Here is a 16,402-nt window from a genome sequence, read left to right as displayed (position 1 = left end):
TGGCAGGCGAGGCTTCCGGCGACACCCACGCCGCCGAGCTCGTCGCCGCCCTCCAGGCCCTGCGCCCCGACCTCACCTTCTTCGGCATGGGGGGGACCCGGCTGGCCGCACGCGGAGTGGAGCTGCTCTTCGACGCCCGCGAAGTCTCCGTCATGGGCATCACCGAGGTGCTGCCCCGCATCCCGCGCATCCTGCGGATCATGAAGGGCCTGGCCACCGCCGCCGCCGAGCGCAAGCCGGACTGCGCCATCCTGGTGGACATCCCGGACTTCAACCTGCGGCTGGCGAAGAAGCTCAAGGCCCAGGGCATCCCGGTGGCCTACTACGTCTCCCCGATGATCTGGGCCTGGCGCCGGGGCCGCGTGCGCACCATCCAGCGGCTGGTGGACCGGATGCTCTGCATCCTCCCCTTCGAGGAGGACTTCTACCGCGAGGCCGGCGTCCCCGCCCGCTACGTGGGCAGCCCCGTGCTGGAGCAGATGCCCGCGGCCGCCAGCGCCCGGGAGTTCCGGCAGCGCCTGGGCCTGTCGCTGGACGCTCCCACGCTCGCCCTCTTGCCCGGCAGCCGGATGGGGGAGATCCGCCGCATCCTGCCCACCCTCGTCGGGGCGGCGAAGCAGCTGTCCCAGGAGCGCCCGGGCCTCCAGGTCGTGGTGCCGGTGGCGCCCACCATCGACCGCAAGGAGATCACCTCCCGCTTCGAGGGCAGCGGCGTGACGCCGGTGCTGGTGGACGGCCGCGCGCCGGAGGTCGTGGGAGCGAGCGACGCGGCGGTGGTGGCGTCCGGGACGGCGGTGCTGGAGACGGGGCTGATGGAGCGGCCCCTGGTCGTCGTCTACCGCGTGTCGCTGGTGACGTACTGGGTGGGCCGGATGATGCTGAAGGTGGCCTTCGTGTCGCTCATCAACCTGCTGGCCGGCCGGCGCGTGGTGCCGGAGCTGCTCCAGGGCGACATGACCCCGGAGAGAATCGCCTCCGAGGTTCGCGACGTCTGGCTGCCGGGCGCGCCCCGGGACGCGATGCTCCAGGGGCTGGCCGAGGTGCGCGGGCGGCTGGGCGCGGTGGGGGCGGCCCACCGGGCGGCGGAGACGGTGCTGGAGCTCTTGCCCCCGCGCCCCGTCTCCGGAAACACCGGAAGCGGGTAACGGACGGCGGCGCGCCGCTTTGGGTGTTCCCGCGCCGGGTTTGGGGTATGTCCGCCCGGCCATGAACCGTGCGCTGGTCTGCATCCCCACCTACAACGAGCGGGAAAACATCGGGCCCATCACCCAAGCGGTGCTGGCGGCCGATCCCCGCGTGGACATCCTCGTCGTCGACGACAACTCGCCCGACGGGACGGGGCAGATCGCCGACGAACTGGCCGCGAAGGACCCGCGCGTGCGCGTGCTCCACCGCGAGAAGAAGGAGGGCCTGGGCCGCGCGTACCTGGCCGCCTTCCGCTGGGCGCTCGCCGAGGGCTACACGTACATCCTGGAGATGGACGCGGACTTCAGCCACGACCCGCGCTACCTGCCCACCTTCCTGGACACCGCCGAGCACGGCGCGGACCTGGTGCTGGGCTCGCGCTACGTGCAGGGCGGCGGCACGGTGAACTGGGGCGTGGGCCGGAAGATCATCAGCCGCGGCGGTTCCCTGTACGCGCGCAGCATCCTGGGCGTGGACGTGCGCGACCTCACCGGCGGCTTCAAGTGCTTCCACCGCCGCGTGCTGGAGGCCCTCAACCTGGATGACGTGCGCAGCACCGGGTACGCGTTCCAGATCGAGTTGACCTACCGCACGCTGCGCAAGGGCTTCACCGTGCGCGAGGTGCCCATCGTCTTCGAGGACCGGCGCGTCGGGCACTCCAAGATGAACAAGAAGATCTTCATCGAGGCCCTGGGCATGGTCTGGAAGCTGCGCTTCACCGTCTAGCGCGCTCCCGGAAAACCGCATGACGATGCCCAGCCTGCTGTCCTCGTTCCTCGTGTCGCTGTCCGCCATCTTCTTCGTGGTGGACCCGATTGGCGTCGTGCCGCTGTTCCTGGCGATGACCGCGGGGGACACGAAGCAGAAGATCCGCAGCACCGCGCTGCGCGCCTGTCTGGTGGCGTGCGGCATGATGCTGTTCTTCGCCGTCTTCGGCCGCGTCATCTTCCAGGTGTTCGCGGTGTCGCTGGGCGCCTTCCGCGTCGCGGGGGGCATCCTGCTGCTCATCACCTCCCTGGACATGCTGCGCGCCCGCCCGTCCTCCACGCGCACCAGCCCCACCGAGGAAGAGGAGGGCGCGGTGAAGGACGACGTGGCCATCGTCCCGCTGGCCATCCCGCTGCTGGCGGGGCCGGGCGCCATCGCCACCGCGATGGTGCTGATGGCGCGCAGCGGAACCTCCGCCCTCTCCGCGCTGCCCGTGGTGGCCGCCGTGGTGCTCACCTTCGCGGCGAGCTACTTCATCCTCAACGCGTCCAGCCTGGTGCAGCGGGTGCTGCGCCAGTCCGGCGTCGCCATCCTGGAGCGCGTGTCCGGCCTCATCCTCGCCGCCATCGCCGTGCAGTTCATCGCCGACGGGGCGAAGGAGCTGCTCAAATAGAGTCGTCCGCGCCCGCCACCCACACCGTGCCGTCCTTGCGCACGGTGCCCTGGGGCTGGCCGTCCATGGTGAGGCGATCCGGGCTGGAGCGCTGCGCGTCGTACGCGTAGCCGCCCTGGACCTCCTCGAGGTACACCACCACCGCGTCCACCACGTTCTCCTGGACCACCTTGAACGAGGCGTCCGCGCACTCCGTGTCGTCGCTGAAGAAGCGCTCCAGCGTGGACTCCTCCGGATGCCGGACGTAGACGACGACGGGGGCCTTCGCCTCCTTGCCCTCGGCGACGAACTGCTGGATGGCCTGCGCCGGCGCGGGCTGCCGCATCAGCGCCTGGACGAGCGTGCACTTCTCGCTCTCCGCCGCCATGCGCTTCGCGTACGGCACGGTGCGCACGCAGCCCGTGACGCCGAGCAAGCCCAGGCCCGCGACCGCGAGCACGAACCGGATGCGAGGAAACTCCACCATGTGACACCTCACGGCTTTCGCCACCGGGGGGTGAAGGGCGCGTTCGTCAACGACGGGTCCTCCACCGCGATGATGTACTCGGCGCGGCGGTTGGCCGCCTCCGCTGTCTCGTCCGGCGTGGACACCGCCGGGGCCTGCTCTCCAAACCCTTCGTAGAACACTGGCACCTTCAGGCCGCGCTGGCGGAACCAGGCGGCGATGCTCTTCGCCCGCTTGAGCGACAGCTCGCGGTTGTCCTCGGTGGACCCCACCGTGTCGGTGTGCCCGAGCACGTACAACCGCAACGACGCCCAACGGCCGTACTTGTTCAACGCTTCCGTGATGCTCTTGAAGCTGGCGTCCAGCTTGCCCTTCTCCGACGGGGGGATGTCCGAGCGGCCAGAGGGGAAGCCCACCTCCTCGTGCGGCACGTCCACCTGCCACGGGAAGAGGTCCACGCCCGTGTAGTAGTCCGAGGTGTCGAAGGCGCGCAGGCTGATGCGCATCACCTTGCCCTCCGCCGGCAGCCACTTCACCTCCAGCGGCGTGCCCGCGGGCGCGCCCTTGAAGTCCACGTCGCCCGCGAAGGCCTTCTTGCCGGTGTCCATCAACACGGTGACTTCCGTCTTCGCGGCCGGCCGGGAGAGCGTGAAGCGCACCTTGCGCGCGGCCACGTCCACGTCCTCGCGGCGCACCTCCAGCTTCAGCGGGCCGTACAGCTCCGTGTCGAAGGCGAGCGGCATGCTGCCGGGCTCCGCGCCCTGCGGGAACTGCACCGTCAGTTCGCCCTCGTAGTGGAACTTCCCCTCCGGCTGCTCCAGGGCGAGGCGCCGGGTGATGCCCGGCTTGCCGCCTCCCTTGAGCTCCACCGTCTTGCCGTCGCTGCGCTTGAGCTTCACCTCGAAGCCAGCAATCGGCTCCTCGATGTGGACGAGCAGCGTGGGCACGCCCTCGCCCAGGGCCGCGCGGCCCTCCAGGGACACCCGGATGGCCTCCGCGAACGCAGGCAGCGGGAGGCTCAACAGGGCCACGACAGGTAGGAATCGAACGGACATGGGCGGCGTCAACCTCGGCGTCGCGGGGGAGGTGGAAGGGCAACGCCAGCCCCGGAGGGCGGATTCCCCAACCCTAGCGCACGCCCACCAGGGTGATGCCCCGCGCGGTGGCGCCCGCGAAGAGGGCGGGTGCGTCCAACAGCACCGTGCGCCCTACCTCCAGCGCCAGCACCCGGGCGCCCACCTCCGCCATGACCTCCAGCGTGCGGGGGCCCACGGCGGGCAAATCAAAGCGCAGGTCCTGCTCCGGCTTGCAGCGCTTCACCACCACGGCGCCCGGGCCGCCCAGCTTCGCGCCCCGGCGGATGGTCTCGTCGGTGCCCTCCACGGCCTCCAGCGCGAGCACGTGGCCGTCGCGCACCACCACCGTCTGGCCCACGTCCGCCTGCCCCAGCAGCACCGCCACCTCGCGGCCCAGGGCCACGTCCTTCTCCTGCGCGGGCTTGAGCGCAGGGCCGGCCAGGTGGCCCTCCGGGCACAGCACCTCGCCCAGGAAGTCCGTGGGCGCGATGATGGTGATGCCGCGCGCCTCGAAGTCCGCGGCCACCGCGCGCAACAGCGCGTCGTCCCGGAAGCTGCGCAGGCGCGAGATGATGCGCACCGCGCCCAGGTCCGGCCGCGCGTCCGACAGCGCCTTCACGCGACCGATGCCGCCCGCCATGGCCGCCCGGCTGACGCCCGCCTGCCGGAACACCTTCTGGATGCGGTCCACCTGCCCCACGCGCACCCAGGCGAAGTGGCCCACCTCCGCTTCGAGCGCCGGGTCCGTCTCTCCCCGGTGCGCGGCGACGACGACGTCCAGGCCGCGCGCACGGGCGGCCCGCGCGAAGAGGAAGGGAAGCTGGCCGTTGCCCGCGATGAGCCCGATGCGCTCCACCCGTTCCCCTTTCGTCCCGTGAAGAGGGCGCGCGCTAGCGCGTCACGCCGCGCTTGCTCTGCTCCACGAAGCGCACCAGGTGCTCCACTTCCGGGTGGCTGGACAGCTCTCCGCGCAGCTGTGAGAGCGCGTCCTGGAGGCTCAGCTTGGAGCGGAAGAGGATGCGGTAGGCCTCCTTCACGCGGCCAATCTGCTCCTCGCTGAAGCCGCCGCGCTCCAGGCCCACGGTGTTGAGGCCCACCAGCGTGGCCCGGTCCCCCTGCACGGTGCAGTACGGGGGCACGTCCATGGTGACCATGGAGCCGCCGGAGATGAACGCGTAGCGGCCCAGCCGGGTGAACTGGTGCACCGCGACGAGGCCCGAAATCTTCACCGCGTCCTCCACCACCACGTGGCCCGCGAGCGCGGCCCCGTTGGCGAGGAGCACCTCGTTGCCCACCTCGCAGTCGTGCGCGATGTGGCTGTTGGCGAGCAGCAGGTTGCGGTGGCCCAGGCGCGTGGCCCCGCCGCCGCTGACGGTGCCCAGGTTCACCGTGACGAACTCACGGATCTGGTTGTCGTCGCCAATGATGAGCTCGGTGTCCTCGCCCGCGTACTTGAGGTCCTGGGGCGCGGCGCCCACCGAGCAGAACTGGAAGAGGTGGTTGCGCTCCCCCAGCGTCGTGCGGCCCTCGATGACGACGTGCGGCCCGATGCGCGAGCCCGCGCCGATGACGACGTGGGGCCCGATGACCGAGAACGGCCCCACCTCCACGGTGTCGTGGAGGCGTGCCCCCGGGTAGACGACCGCGGTGGGATGAACCTGCGCCATGTCCTTCTCTCCTCAGCAGCGCGTCGTGCCTACGACGCCGCGCTCTCGTCGCCCTTGGCGGCCTTGTTCTTGTCCACCACCGTGGCGAGGAACTCCCCTTCCGCCACCTTCACCCCATCCACCGTCGCCAGGCCCTTGGTCTTCCAGATGGCGCCCTTGTGGCGGATGACCTCGATGTCCAGTTGGAGCCGGTCCCCGGGCACCACCGGCTTGCGGAAGCGCGCGTTGTCCACGCCCATCAGGTACGTCACCAGCCGCGACGGATCCATGTTCTCCGTCTTGTACGCGAGGATGGCGGTGGCCTGGGCGAGCGCTTCGAGAATCAACACGCCCGGCATCACGGGGTGACCCGGGAAGTGACCGTTGAAGAAGGGCTCGTTGATGGTGACGTTCTTGTACGCCGTGAGCTTCTGGCCCGGCACGATCTCCACCACCCGGTCCACCAGGAGGAACGGGTAGCGGTGCGGCAGCAGGCTCTGGATCTCGCTGATGTCCATCATCCGCCCTTCTCCTTCTCGAGCATCTCCACCCTGCGGCGCAGGGCGCGCACTTCCTTGAGCAGGTCCGCCAGCTGACCCGACGCGGCACTGGCACGCAGCCAGTCGCGGTGGGGGATGGCGGGACTGCCGCTGACGACCTGACCGTCCGGGACGTCATGGGCGACGCCCGACTGCGCGCCCACCTTGGCCAGGTCTCCCACGCGGATGTGGCCCACCACGCCGACCTGCCCCGCGAGCACCACGCCGGTGCCCACCTCCGCCGAACCCGACACGCCCGCCTGCGCGCAGATGAGCGACAGCGGGCCCACGCGCACGTTGTGGGCGATCTGCACGAGATTGTCGAGCTTCGTCCCCCGCCCGACGACGGTTTCGCCCACCGTCGCGCGGTCGATGCAGGTGCAGGCACCGACTTCCACGTCGTCCTCGATGCGGACGATGCCCACCTGCGGAATCTTGAAGTGCTCCGGCCCGGAGTCCCCTTCCGCGTCGAAGGCGAAGCCGAACCCGTCCGCGCCCACCACCGACGAGGCGTGGAGGATGACGCGCGAGCCCACCACGCACCGCTCGCGCACCGTGGCGTGGGGGTAGAGCACGCAGTCGTCGCCGACGCGCGCGGCTTCACCCACGTAGGCGCCGGGGTGCAGCACCGTGCGGGCCCCCACGTGGGCGCCCTTCTCCACCACGGCCCCCGGGCGCACGGACGCCTCCGGGTGCACCGTGGCCTCCGGGTGGACGTGGGCGGACGGGTGGATGCCGGGCTCCGGCCGGGTGGCCGGGTGGAACAGGGAGAGGAGCTTCGCGTAGGCCAGGTGCGGGTTGTGCACCCGGACCAGCGCCAGCCCATTCCGAGCCTGGGCCTGGGCGTCCATCCCCACCAGCACCGCCGAGGCGCGGGTGGCCTCGAACTGCTTGCGGTAGCGGGGGTTGCCGTAGAACGACACCTCCCCGGGTCCTGCTTCCTCCAGCCCGTTCAGGCCGTGGACGAGCAGTCCGGGGTCGCCGAGGAGTTCACCCCGGACGTGGGCGGCGATGTCCCCCAGCCGGTGCGCGGAAGGTGCGGAGGGCACGGGGGGCATCCTTGTCCGGGTCGACTACTTCTTGACCGGGGCGTCCTTCGCCACCGGCGCGGCCTTCTTGCCGTTGTTGTAGCTGCGCACGACCTCGTTGGAGATGTCGTACTGGCCCAGCGCGAACACGATGCCGGAGTCGCGCTTGTCCAGCACGAAGCCCAGGCCGTCCCGCTCCGCGATGGTCGCGATGACCTGGTCGATGCGGGAGATGATGGGCTCCATCTCCTGGCGCTCCTTGTTGGCGGCCTCGGCGCGGCTGCGCTCGTACTTCTGCGCCAGCTCCATCACCTTCTTCTGGAGCTCGGTGGCCTTCTGGGTGCGCGTGGCCTCGCTCATGGCGCTGGCCTGCTTGTCCAGGAGCTCCTTCTCCTTGCGGAGCGTCTCCTGCTCGCCGTCGATCTCCTTCTGGCGGGACTCCAGCCACTTCTGGAGGCGCTGCTTCGCGGCCTTGCCATCGTCCACCTCCAGCAGCACGCGCTGCAGGTCGACGTAGGCCACCTTGAGGTCGGCGGCCGAAGCGGCAACCGGGAGGGCAAGCGACAGGACAGCGGCGGTGGCCGCCAAGGTGCTTCGAAGCGACATGGGTTACGGCTCCTCGAAAAGGGTGCTGCAGGCTCCGACGTCCACCCCCCCGGCCTGTTCACTCCCACCTCTTGAGGAGGTGGGATGGCCGGGGAAGCCGGGGTCAATGCCTATCAGAAGAAGTTACCGATCGTGAACTCGAACAGGATGGGGTCATCCGAAGGCCGCTTGGTCAGCGGGATGCCCCACTCGAAGCGCAGGGGCCCGATGGGCGAGAACCAGCGGAAGCCGAAGCCCGCCGAGTGGAAGAGTCCGAGGGGCAGCTTGTCCTGCCGGTCCTCGAAGAACTTCTCGTTGGAGCCGAAGGCATTGCCCGCGTCGTAGAAGAGCACGCCGCGCAGGCCCGCCTTCTCGAAGATGGGGAACTCCAGCTCGAAGTTGAAGATGAGCTGCTTGTTGCCGCCCACCCGGAACTCGGTGACGTTGGCGTCCGGGTTGTCCGCGCGCGGCACCAGGAGCGTGGGGCTGATGCTGCGCAGGTAGTAGCCGCGGATCGTGTTGATGCCGCCCACGTAGTACAGCTCGCTGATGGGCAGCGGCTTGCTGGAGTCCAGCTGCTGCACGTAGCCCATGGTGGCGTTGGTCTTGAAGACGAAGCCCAGGGGCAGCGGGAAGTACAGGCGCGAGTACGCGGTGTACCGGTTGAAGAGGAACGTGCCGCCCAGGAACGACGGGGCCGTCTCCACCGAGCCGTAGTGGATGAAGCCGCGCGACGGGAAGAGGCGGTTGTCGCGCCGGTCGAACTGCACGGACAGGCGCAGCGCGCTGGTGGTGCCGGACTGGAACTGGTTGGCGAGCAGCACCGCGCCAATGCCCTGCCCCGCCTGCACGTCCACGTACTCCCGCGTGTAGCCCACCGTGGCGAGCACGTCGTCCACGAGCTGCCGGCCCAGGGAGAGGGTGCCGCCCGTGGAGTTGCGGATGAAGCCCTCGTAGTCCGCCTGCACGCGGAAGAACTCCGCGGACAAGAGGTAGTTCGTGTCGAGGAAGTACGGGTCGTAGAACGACAGCTGCACGAGCGAGCGCAGGCCTGAAATCTGCGCGGACGCGGAGACGCTCTGGCCCCAGCCGAGGAAGTTGTTCTGCGACACCTGGGCCGTGAAGATGAAGTTCTCCACGTTGGAGAAGCCCAGGCCCACCTGGAAGGTGCCGGTGGCCTTCTCCTTCACCTCCACCTGCAACACGATGGCGTTGTCGGTGCTGCCCGGGTGCTGGGTGATTTCCACCGTCTCGAAGAAGCCCAGCGCGGTGACGCGCTCGCGGCTGCGGCGCACGCCGGTGCCGTTGTAGAGCTCGCCTTCGTAGACGCGCAGCTCGCGGCGGATGACCTTGTCGCGGGTCTTGTTGTTGCCGACGACGTCGATGCGCTCGATGTTGACGAGCGGGCCCTTCTGGATGTCGAAGGTCAGGTCGACGGTCCGCGTCTCCGCGTTGACGGACGTGACGGGGTTGATGTTGGCGTACGCATACCCCTTGTCGAAGTACACGTCGGAGATGGCGGAGATGTCCGTGGAGAGCTGGCCGCGGTTGAAGCGCTCCTTGGGACGCGACTTCATCAGCGTCGCCAGCTCCTCCGGCGGGCGCTCCAGGTCGCCCGCGAAGTCGATCTTCCCGATGTCGTACGACTCACCCTCGGTGATGTGCAGGGTGATGTAGATGTCGCGCTTGTCCGCGGAGAGCTGGACGGTGGGCTTGTCCACGCGCACGTTGATGAAGCCGCGGTCGTAGTAGGCGATCTGGATGACGGCGAGGTCGCGCTGGAAGGCCTCTTCCCGGTACGTGCCCTCGCCGGTGAAGAAGGACAGGAGGCCGCCCTCGCGGGTGATCATCACCGCCTTGAGCTCTTCCGGGGACACCTTCTCCGCGCCCAGGAGGGTGATCTGCTTCACCATCACCTTCGAGTGCTCGTTGATGACGTAGACGACGTTGACCGCGGCGCCCTGCTCCACCGGGTCCAGGCGGTACGTCACCTCCGCGAGGAAGTAGCCCTTTTCGACGTACTTCTCCTGGATCTTCTTCTGCGTCGCGCGCACCGCCTCGATGTCGAGGATGGTGCCGGCCTTGAGCTCCAGCTGCTCCTTCAGGTCCTCCTGGCTGAGCTCGTCGTTGCCCTGCAGCTGCACGGCGCGGATGGTGGGGCGCTCCGCCACGCGCACCACGTAGGCAATGCCCTTCGCGGTGCGCTGCGCGAGCAGCTGCACGTCCGTGAAGTAGCCCAGGGCCCACACGGCGCGGAGGTCCTCCGCGGAGCGGGTGAGCGGGTCACCGACCTTGGTCTTCAGGGCGCGGCGGACGGCCTCGGCCTCCACGCGGCGGTTGCCCTCGATGCGGACCTCCACCACGCGGTCCGCGGGGGAGACATTGGCGTCGTCCTCCGGGGAGGCGGCGAGCGGGGCGTCCGGGGCAGCGCCGGGGCCCGCCCCCGAACCGACTTCGGTGCCCGCGTCCGGGGGGGCGACGGGGGTGGCGGCGGAAGGAGACGGCGGGACGACGGCAGGCGAGCCCGCGTCCACGTCCAACTGGGCGTGGGCAGGACCGGGCCAGAGCGCCCACAGGGCGACTGCCAGCAGCGGGAGCAATGACTTGCGCAGAACGGTGAGCCTCAAGTGCAGTCCGGCCAGGAAAAGGCGGGGCAATGTACGGGAAGGGGCGCGGGCCCCTCAATCCAAAAGCGAGCGGCCATCAGGCCTCCGACACCTGCCCGCCGGCCAGCCGCAGTCGGCGGGGCATGGAGCGGGCAAGCGTCTCATTGTGCGTGACGATGACGGCGGTGATGCCCAGGTCCCGGTTCACGTCCCTCAGGAGCTGGTGGATGCCCTCTCCCGTGGTGGGGTCCAGGTTGCCGGTGGGCTCGTCCGCGAGCAGCACCGCGGGCTTGAGCACCAGGGCCCGGGCCAGGGCCACGCGCTGGGCCTCGCCGCCGGACAGCTCCCCGGGGCGGTGGTCCACCCGGCTGCCCAGGCCCACGCGCTCCAGGAGCTCCCGGGCGTAGGTGTAGGCACCGGTGCGGTCGCGGCGCTGGATGAGGGCGGGCATGGCCACGTTCTCCAGGGCGGTGAACTCCGGCAGCAGGTAGTGGCTCTGGAAGACGAAGCCGATGGTGCGGTTGCGGAACTCGGCGATCTCCGCGTCGTTCATGGAGAAGACGGAGCGACCGTCGAAGAGGACCTCGCCGGCGGCCGGGGCGTCCAGCGTGCCCAGGACGTGCAGGAAGGTGCTCTTGCCCGCGCCGGACGCACCCACCATGGAGACGAGCTCCCCGGCGTTGATGTCCAGGGACACGGCGCGCAGGACGTCAATGCGCTTGCCGTGCAGGAAGTAGCTCTTGAAGACGTTGCGGATGGACAACAGCGCCATGGCTACTCCGCCTTCAGCCCTTCCACCGGTTCCACGCTGCTCGCCTTGAGGGCCGGGTAGATGGACGCCAGGTAGGTGACGAGCACCGCGATGACCACCGACAGTGCCGTCTGCACCGGTTCGATGCGCACCGGCAGCGCGGGGATGTAATACACCTCCGGGTCCAGCTTGATGCCGACCTTCTCGATGAAGAGGCACCACGCCAGGCCGGAGAACAGGCCCAGGAGGCCGCCGGCCACGCCAATCTGGAGCCCTTCGGCGAGGAAGATCTTCACGATGCCGCCGTCGGGGACGCCCAGCGCCTTGAGGACGGAGATTTCTTTCCGCTTCTCCAGCACCAGCATGATGACCGTGGCGACGATGAGGCCCGCGGCGACGATGATGATGATGGACAGGATGATGCCCATCACCAGCTTCTCCAGGCGCAGCGCGGAGAAGAGGTTCTTGTTCATCTCCCCCCAGTCGCGCGCGCGGTACGGGTAGCCGCCCAGCACGCGCACCACCTGGTTGGAGATGCGCCGGGCGTCGTCGATGTCCGCCACCTTCAGCTCGATGCCGGTGGCGCCCTTCAGGGCGAAGAAGTCCTGCGCTTCGGACAGCAGGATGTAGACGAACTTGGAGTCGTACTCGTACATGCCCGAGTAGAAGACGCCCGCCACCCGGAACGCGCGGCTCTTGGGGATGGGGCCGGACGGGCCCAGCTCCGTGCCGAGCGGCGACACGACGTTCACCCGGTCCCCCACCACCACGCGCAGGGACGCGGCCAGTTCGCGGCCGACGATGATGCCCGGCAGCACCGTGGGCTTCGAGGGCTTGGAGGCCTTGCCGATGATGGGGTCCTCCGCCTCCTCCGGCGCCTTCTTCGTGGGCGCGTCCTCGCCGTCCTCCACCGCGCGGCTGGGGAGGATCCTCGCCGGGTGCTCCAGGTGATCCAGGTCACCGCCGGGCAGGATGTTCTGCGGCAGGTCCGTCACCGAGCCCACCGAGTGCGGGTCGATGCCCTTGATGATGACGCCGTCGACGTTGCCCTCCGACGCGATCATCACCTGGTTGATGATGAAGGGCGTCTGGCCCACGACGCCGGGCACGCGCTTCACCTGCTCCATCACCTTGGCGTACTCGGGCAATTCCCCCGCGTACTTGGACACCACCGCGTGCGCGTTGGTGCCCAAAATCTTCTGCTGGAGGTCGGCCTCGAAGCCGCTCATCACGCTGAGCACGATGATGAGCGCCATCACGCCCACGCCCACGCCGCCCACCGACAGGGCGGTCATCATCATGGTGGGGGACTGTTCGTGCAGCTTCATCCGGTGCTGCGCCGACGCCGCGGCCAGCGGATCCGCCAGGCCCAGCGACTTGACGCGCGTGCGCTCCACGGCGGCCTCGGCCCCGCGGATGATGAAGTAGATGATGAGCGGCGGGATGATGCCGAACATCAGCACCGCCAGCGCGCCCAGGAGCAGCGAGGGGCGGAACACCGCGACGTGGCGGCGGGCCACGAAGAGCTCGAAGCCCAGGCGCAGGTCCACCCGGCCGCTGCCCGCGGCGATGAAGCCCGTGTTGATGCCCAGCACCAGGGCCAGCACCAGCGCGGCGAAGACGAGCCAGTACCCCAGCTCCGGCCGGCCGAGCAGCCCCGCGACGTACGACACCTCCCGCAGGCGGTAGCCCAGCGCGAGTTGCAGCGACGGCACCCGCTCCATCAGCGACAGCAGGATGGGGACGGGCAGGCCCAGGTAGAAGACGCCGATGGTGGCCTCGGGCAGCGACAGCCGCTGCGCCCGGGACGCGCCCACGAAGCCGGACGCGAAGGCCACGCCCGCGCCGACGACGAGCGCGATGGCGAAGGCGATGGTGGGCGGCAGGCTCGCGCCCCCGCCAGCATCCCGCGCCGCGCCCCCCAGGTCGGAGGGCACGCCGCTGGAGAGCACCGTCTGGAGCAGCAGCATCACCAGTTCGGCCAGCAGGATGCCGCCGCCGTAGGCGCCCAGGGTGCTCCAGTAGAAGTCCCGGTAGCGCGCGAGGCGCGGGTACAGCGTGGAGCCGGCGGCCGGGCTGGGACCTTCCGTGGACGCGGGCGCGCGGCGGATGCCCGAGGCGACAATGGCCCACCCCGCCAGCCAGACGAGCGTCCCGGCCACCAGCATCTTGGGCCCGGCGATGGCACCGGCGGGGCTCGGCCCCAGGGCCAGGGCCCCGGCGTCGAAGGACTGCACGAGGGCCCCCCACCCGACGAGGGAGAGGCCCAGGGCGCCGGCCACCTCGGCCCACGCCTCGGATTCGGAGATGGCCACGCCCAGGAGCGCGGCCCCCACGAGGGCCACGAGGGCGCCCGCCCACAGGAGGGGCCAGCGGTAGTCGGTCTGCCGTTCGGCGGGGTGCACGAGGCCTCGTGGCTACTTCGCCAGCGGCTTGAGGAGGGGGAAGAGAATCACGTCGCGGATGCTGGCTGCGTCCGTGAACAACATGGCGACGCGATCAATCCCGATGCCTTCACCGGCCGTGGGCGGCATGCCGTGTTCCAGGGCGCGGATGTAGTCCTCGTCGTAGTCCATCGTCTCCTGCTGGCCCCGCTGCTTGGCGTCCAGCTGGGCCTGGAACCGGCCCTTCTGGTCCAGGGGGTCGTTCAGCTCGGAGAAGGCGTTGGCGATCTCCCGGCCGGCGACGAAGAGCTCGAACCGGTCCGTGATTTCCGGGTTCTGGTCGTTGCGGCGGGCGAGCGGCGAGACGGCGGTGGGATACTGGGTGATGAAGGTGGGATGAACCAGCGTGTGCTCGACGTGGTGCTCGAACAGGGCGCCCACGAGCTCCCCGTGGTTCATGTTCTCCACGGCGCGGCGCTCGGAGTCCGCGTGGGACGTCTTGAGCAGCTCGTGACGCAGCCGGTCCGCGTCCACCATGTCCTTGTCGGACAGGCCGGGGACGGCCTCGCGGATGGCCTCCGTCATGGGGATGCGCTTCCAGCCCTTGCCGAAGTCCACCGTGTGCTCGCCGTACTTCACCTTGGAGTCGCCGGTGACGTGGCGGGCGGCCTCGGAGAGCATCTCCTCGGTGAGGTCCATCAGGTCCTCGTACGTGGCGTACGCCTGATAGAACTCCAGCATCGTGAACTCGGGGTTGTGCCGGGTGCTGAAGCCCTCGTTGCGGAAGTTGCGGTTGACCTCGTAGACGCGCTCCATGCCGCCCACCACGAGCCGCTTCAAGTAGAGCTCGGGCGCGATGCGCATGTAGAGGTCGACGTCGAGCGTGTTGTGGTGCGTGATGAACGGCCGCGCGGCCGCGCCCGACACCAGCGGGTGCATCATCGGCGTCTCCACTTCGACGAAGTCCCGCCCGTCGAGGAAGTTGCGGATGAACTTCACCAGCTTGTTGCGCTTGAGGAAGACCTGCTTCACGTCCGGGTTGGAGATGAGGTCCAGGTAGCGCTGGCGGTAGCGGATCTCCACGTCCGTGAGGCCGTGCCACTTCTCCGGCATGGGGCGCAGGGACTTGGTGAGCGGCACGAACTTCGTGGCCGACAGCGACAATTCCCCCGTCTTGCTGCGGAACACCGGGCCCTGCACGGCGACGAAGTCACCCAGGTCGCACTGCTTGAAGACCTCGTAGAGGTCCCCGAGCGCGTCCTTCTTCACGTGCGCCTGGATCTCTCCGGAGCGGTCGCGCAGCTTGATGAAGGCGGCCTTGCCGAACGAGCGCATGGCCACGATGCGGCCGGCGACGTCGTAGACGGGGGCGTCCTTCTCCAGGTCCTCGGTGGAGTGCGTGTCGTGCTTCGCGAGGATCTCCGCCGCCTGGTGCTGGGGACGGTAGCCGTTGCCGTACGGGTTGAAGCCCGCGTCGCGCCACTTGCCGGCCTTGTCCAGTCGCTGCTGGTAGAGCTCCTGCTCCACGTTGGAGCCGAGATCCGCCGCTTCGCTGCTCTTCACACCAGGGGGGGTCTTGTTATCGGTCTCGGCCATGACGCGCTTTCCAGAAAGGCGCGGCACGCTAGCCAAGCGGCCCCCGGTACGCAACGCATCACGGCGGATGCTTCCCACCGGACGTTGCCTCCCCCAGAGGGGGGACGGGCCTCAGGAGGCCATCAAAAGAAATGCGCCCACGGCCGCGGCGAGCAGGAGCGGGATGAGCACTTCCACCGGAAAGCGGTGATTCGCGTGGGCCAGGTGCAGCCCACGCAGGCCGAACTTGCGCTGCCGACGCACGCGGCCCACCACGAGCGACGCGAGCGCGGGCGGGGCCTTCTCCCGCTCCAGGGTGCGCACCCGTTGCACGGTGCTGGAGTAGCGGTCCCACCCCTGGCGGCACTCCACGCAGCCGTCCAGGTGGCTTCGCACCGCCTGGACCTGGGGGGCCGGCAGCTCTTCGTCGGCGAGCGCCAGGAACAGGGCCCTCGCCTCGCGGTGATCCAATCGCGGTTCCACGTCCGTTCCTCTCCGCTGCAGGTTGCTCATGGTTCGAACCGCCCCAGCAGGTCCGCCAGCTTCTCGCGTGCCCGGTGGAGCCGGCTCTTCACGGTCCCCTCGGGCAGTTCGGTGATGTCCACGATTTCTTCGTAGCTCAGGCCCTCAATGTCGCGCAGCGCCACCAGCATGCGCGAATCGGGCTCCAGTTGGGAGATGGCCCGCTGCACCCGGGCCCTTTCACGCGCCGCGTCCAGGGCGGCGTCCGGCTGCGGAGGCGCGCCCCCGCCCTCGGCGATGGCGGCGGCGCTCGTCTCGTCGTACTCGTCCGAGCGGCCCCGCCCCCGGCGTTGCAGGTACTTCAGCCGGTTGAGGCAGTGGTTCTTGGTGATGCGGAACAGCCAGGTGGACAGCCGCGCGTCCTCGCGGAAGCGGCGCACGTTCTGGTGCACGCTGACGAAGATCTCCTGCACCAGGTCGTGGGCCTCCTCGCGGTCGCCCACCATGCGGAAGCAGAAGTCGTAGAGGCGGTCCTGGTGCTCGCGGACCAGCTCCTCGAAGGCCGCCGGGTCGCCACGACGCAGCCGGACGAGCAGCGCCTGCTCCTCGCGGCGCACGTCCGGGACGGCCGCGCTGGCCAGGGCCTGCTGTCCGACTTCGAGCACTCCGCCCGATGCCACCGTGCCTCCCGGCCCAGGCCTTCCCGCCGTGGAGAAGGCCCTCGCTTCCATCCTACCGC

16 protein-coding genes are annotated in these 16,402 nt (G+C 69.6%); 3 read left to right on the top strand and 13 right to left on the bottom strand.

Features of this window, described 5'->3' with window-relative positions; all coding sequences use genetic code 11:
• The 3 genes from lpxB to D7V97_RS25125 form a co-directional block, all read left to right on the top strand.
• The coding region (gene lpxB / locus D7V97_RS25135) for a lipid-A-disaccharide synthase (protein WP_120613168.1) at window positions 1–1,145 on the top strand (1,145 nt) is incomplete at its 5' end.
• Between the two features lie 61 nt (window positions 1,146–1,206).
• Window positions 1,207–1,911: a polyprenol monophosphomannose synthase gene (locus D7V97_RS25130; protein WP_120613167.1), complete on the top strand. Its 705-nt coding sequence runs from the start codon at window positions 1,207–1,209 to the stop codon at window positions 1,909–1,911.
• A 25-nt stretch (window positions 1,912–1,936) separates the two neighbouring features.
• A complete protein-coding gene (locus D7V97_RS25125) occupies window positions 1,937–2,566 on the top strand; it encodes a MarC family protein (RefSeq protein ID WP_120613171.1) in 630 nt (209 codons plus the stop codon).
• Here the strand turns inward: D7V97_RS25125 and D7V97_RS25120 are convergent.
• The 13 genes from D7V97_RS25120 to D7V97_RS25060 form a co-directional block, all read right to left on the bottom strand.
• Window positions 2,559–3,032 (bottom strand): hypothetical protein, encoded by a 474-nt coding sequence (locus D7V97_RS25120; RefSeq protein ID WP_120613166.1) that lies wholly within the window; start codon window positions 3,030–3,032, stop codon window positions 2,559–2,561. The two genes, D7V97_RS25125 and D7V97_RS25120, sit on opposite strands and share 8 nt — an antisense overlap.
• An 8-nt stretch (window positions 3,033–3,040) precedes the next feature.
• Window positions 3,041–4,066, bottom strand: a complete 1,026-nt coding sequence (locus D7V97_RS25115; protein ID WP_120613165.1) for an OmpA family protein — start codon at window positions 4,064–4,066, stop codon at window positions 3,041–3,043.
• Window positions 4,067–4,139: 73 nt separating this feature from the next.
• Window positions 4,140–4,943 (bottom strand): LpxI family protein, encoded by an 804-nt coding sequence (locus D7V97_RS25110; protein ID WP_120613164.1) that lies wholly within the window; start codon window positions 4,941–4,943, stop codon window positions 4,140–4,142.
• 34 nt (window positions 4,944–4,977) lie between these two features.
• Complete coding sequence (gene lpxA, locus D7V97_RS25105; RefSeq protein ID WP_120613163.1) at window positions 4,978–5,754, bottom strand: acyl-ACP--UDP-N-acetylglucosamine O-acyltransferase; 777 nt, start codon at window positions 5,752–5,754, stop codon at window positions 4,978–4,980.
• Window positions 5,755–5,783: 29 nt separating this feature from the next.
• Window positions 5,784–6,254: a 3-hydroxyacyl-ACP dehydratase FabZ gene (gene fabZ / locus D7V97_RS25100; RefSeq protein WP_208718939.1), complete on the bottom strand. Its 471-nt coding sequence runs from the start codon at window positions 6,252–6,254 to the stop codon at window positions 5,784–5,786.
• Window positions 6,251–7,330, bottom strand: coding sequence for a UDP-3-O-(3-hydroxymyristoyl)glucosamine N-acyltransferase (lpxD, locus tag D7V97_RS25095; RefSeq protein ID WP_199728930.1), 1,080 nt, complete (start codon window positions 7,328–7,330; stop codon window positions 6,251–6,253). Before lpxD ends, fabZ begins: the two co-directional genes overlap by 4 nt.
• Window positions 7,331–7,345: 15 nt before the next feature.
• A complete protein-coding gene (locus tag D7V97_RS25090) occupies window positions 7,346–7,906 on the bottom strand; it encodes an OmpH family outer membrane protein (RefSeq protein WP_120613162.1) in 561 nt (186 codons plus the stop codon).
• 113 nt (window positions 7,907–8,019) lie between these two features.
• Window positions 8,020–10,512, bottom strand: a complete 2,493-nt coding sequence (bamA, locus tag D7V97_RS25085) for an outer membrane protein assembly factor BamA (protein ID WP_199728929.1) — start codon at window positions 10,510–10,512, stop codon at window positions 8,020–8,022.
• Between the two features lie 76 nt (window positions 10,513–10,588).
• Window positions 10,589–11,263: an ABC transporter ATP-binding protein gene (locus tag D7V97_RS25080; protein WP_120613160.1), complete on the bottom strand. Its 675-nt coding sequence runs from the start codon at window positions 11,261–11,263 to the stop codon at window positions 10,589–10,591.
• A 2-nt stretch (window positions 11,264–11,265) separates the two neighbouring features.
• Window positions 11,266–13,647, bottom strand: coding sequence for an ABC transporter permease (locus tag D7V97_RS25075; protein ID WP_120613159.1), 2,382 nt, complete (start codon window positions 13,645–13,647; stop codon window positions 11,266–11,268).
• Window positions 13,648–13,659: 12 nt separating this feature from the next.
• The gene (lysS, locus tag D7V97_RS25070) at window positions 13,660–15,222 is read right to left on the bottom strand and encodes a lysine--tRNA ligase (protein ID WP_120613158.1); all 1,563 of its coding nucleotides are present in this window, start codon (window positions 15,220–15,222) and stop codon (window positions 13,660–13,662) included.
• A gap of 111 nt (window positions 15,223–15,333) precedes the next feature.
• The gene (locus D7V97_RS25065; RefSeq protein WP_120613157.1) at window positions 15,334–15,714 is read right to left on the bottom strand and encodes an anti-sigma factor; all 381 of its coding nucleotides are present in this window, start codon (window positions 15,712–15,714) and stop codon (window positions 15,334–15,336) included.
• A complete protein-coding gene (locus tag D7V97_RS25060; RefSeq protein WP_120613156.1) occupies window positions 15,711–16,343 on the bottom strand; it encodes an RNA polymerase sigma factor in 633 nt (210 codons plus the stop codon). Before D7V97_RS25060 ends, D7V97_RS25065 begins: the two co-directional genes overlap by 4 nt.
• Between the last annotated feature and the right edge of the window lie 59 nt (window positions 16,344–16,402).

Source organism: Corallococcus sp. CA053C, from assembly GCF_003611675.1.
In the GTDB taxonomy this organism is placed as follows: Bacteria; Myxococcota; Myxococcia; order Myxococcales; family Myxococcaceae; genus Corallococcus.
This window is presented reverse-complemented; position numbering and strand designations above follow the sequence as displayed.